Genomic DNA, 2358 nt, shown 5'->3' on the forward strand with positions numbered 1-2358 from the left:
AGAGATCAAGTCCGGCAGTAGATAATTTACGGCTCCTCACCAGTTCGTCTCTCCTGCGAAATACTTGGCCGCCTTGCGGAGTATGTCCCGCTCGGTGGCGAGCTTGCGCTCACTTGCCTCGAGCTCGGCCACCCGAGCCTCCAGCTGTCGGACCCGCTCGTCCGGATCAGCGGACGGCACCGCCTCCCGAGGCAGGGCGCCCGGCTTCGCAGCCGCAGCGGTGACGCCACGGCGTTCGCGGTCCCGCAGCACCCACTCACGCAGCGTCGCCCGGTTGACCCCCAAGTCAGCAGCGATCCTTTTGTAGATCGCCCCGGGTGTGGACTCGTACAGGGCCACGGCATCGGCCTTGAACTCGTCCGAGTAATCCTTCATCGCCATCTGCCGACTTCTCGCTTCCTCCGGATCAAGCAGATCCAGTAACAGCGTGTCCACCACTCAGAGGGAGGCCCCTTCCTCGTCTTCGTCGGCATAGCCGCAACCCGCATCTGCCACCGCCGGGTACTGTCCAATCAACGGCTCTATCTCCCTTTCGGTGGTGACGGTGGGTGAGGTCAGCCCAGCAGGATCCGGTGGCGGAGGAGTTGGAAGCCTGCTCGCCCGTACATTTGCCGCTTGATCAGCTTGGTCTTGTTGTTCACGCCCTCGGTGCCTCCGTTATGAAACGGGAGTGTGAGCGCGGCGACGACCGCGTCATGGTCTCGTTCGAGACCGCGGACAAAGGAATGCAAGTGAGGTAAATCGGCTGTGCGGACATCGGTGGCCCAGCCGCTGAGGTCGGCGGTGTTGCCCGGCTTGGGCACCAGGAATGAGGCGAAGGTACGGACATGGGCAGCGAGCCGAGTCATCTCCGGGCAGGCCTCGGTGAGCCGGTCCAGAAGGTTCTGCTGCTCAGCCTTGAGGCCGTCGGGCCTGCTCAGAAGCATCCTGGCGAGGCGGCGGGGCGAGATGTGGCTGCGCTCGGCATCCGCGCGCCCCTGGTTGATGTACTTGTGCAGGAGATTGAGGCAGCCCGTGAACCCGAGGGCTTTGATCTCTTCGAAGAGGTGCCCGACGGGAACGGCAGGTTCTTCTGCACGGCGCTTGCGCAGGTGTTCGCGGTACGGATCGACGAGACTGGCGCGGTATTTGGGGACACGGAGCATACGTTCAGGCCGGTCCGCCCGGGCGTAACGCTTGACGGTATTGAGGGCCAGTTGCAGACGCCGGGCGCATTCGAGCAGTCCCACACCCTTGTCGAGGAGGGCGTGGATCTGGTGCCAGCGTTCGAGGGTGGTCTGTGCGCGGGGCCCTTCAGACAGGGGTGCGTCCAGCACGGTGGCCCAGCAGCTGCTGTGCGCCTTCACCTCGCTCAGGGCGGCTTCGCACAGGTTGTGCCACAAATGCCAGCGATCGCTCACCTGCACCGCATCGGGCAGGGCGCGGCGGATAGCTTCGGCATAGGTGGCCGAGCCGTCGCGGCACACTATCTCGGCGCCCGGATGGGTCCGCAGCCACGCCTCCAGGGTGCCGGCCGTACGGTCGGGCAGCACGTCGATCCGCTCGTGGGTTTCGGCGTCGATGAGCACGGTCGCGTAGTGGTGACGCCGGCGCAGAGCAAAGTCGTCGACACCGAGCACACGGGGCACCCGCGGCCTGGGCAGCGGAATGCGCAGGAGAGCGCGCAGAGCGGTGTGACGCGACATGCGCATGGACAACGCCGTTAGCAGACGCCCACCCGCCCGGCCCGCTAACTCCGCTACCACAGACCTGACTTGCCTGGTCAGACGGACAGTCCGGCGCTGGTAACGCTCCAGCACCCCGGGCATCTGCTCGCGGAAGGTATGGCGACAACCGCGCGTGGGACACACCAGGCGCCGCACCCGCACACACACCACCACGCGCCGCCCGTCCACCGACACATCGGCCACCGTCCGTGAGTGATAACCGTGGACCCGGCCGGACACCGCCCCGCAGCCTGGGCACGGCACCGGCGCCTGCGGTGTCCGTGCCCGCACCAGAATTCGCTCACCTTCATCGATCACTTCCTCGATGACCAGCGGGGCAAGACCCGAAAACACCATGGCTACAAGCTCGTTGACTCCACGCATGCCATGCCAACGACCCGCCAGCACGCTAAGTCCCCACCGAAAGCGAGACAGAGCCGTTCTTCTTACAGTCCCCCACCGCACCAAGTGAAACAACGTCCTATACGCTGTTGGGGGTTTGCTGGGGTTGGTTGGTGTGTCGTATGTGTGTGTGTTGGTGTGGGGGTTTTGGTGGCGGTTGATCCTGCTGTTGATGCTGTTGTGGTGTTGTTGACGGGTATGCGTGTGCCGCGGGCGGATGCGGCGCGTATTCGTAGTGAGGTTGTGGTTC

General features: G+C 64.9%; 2 protein-coding genes. Both read right to left on the reverse strand.

Annotated features, from left to right (window positions below; translation table 11 throughout):
• Positions 1–36: 36 nt before the first annotated feature.
• Complete coding sequence (locus ACIA8E_RS41785) at positions 37–381, reverse strand: transposase (protein WP_399307326.1); 345 nt, start codon at positions 379–381, stop codon at positions 37–39.
• 173 nt (positions 382–554) lie between these two features.
• Complete coding sequence (locus tag ACIA8E_RS41790) at positions 555–2090, reverse strand: ISL3 family transposase (RefSeq protein ID WP_399307328.1); 1536 nt, start codon at positions 2088–2090, stop codon at positions 555–557.
• Between the last annotated feature and the right edge of the window lie 268 nt (positions 2091–2358).

The sequence above is a fragment of the Streptomyces sp. NPDC051664 genome (assembly GCF_044453545.1).
GTDB lineage: Bacteria > Actinomycetota > Actinomycetes > Streptomycetales > Streptomycetaceae > Streptomyces.

Coding starts and splice junctions, on each gene's coding strand:
- ACIA8E_RS41785 (WP_399307326.1), bottom strand. CDS start 381: ATGGCGATGAAGGATTACTCGGACGAGTTCAAGGCCGATGCCGTGGCC.
- ACIA8E_RS41790 (WP_399307328.1), bottom strand. CDS start 2,090: ATGCGTGGAGTCAACGAGCTTGTAGCCATGGTGTTTTCGGGTCTTGCC.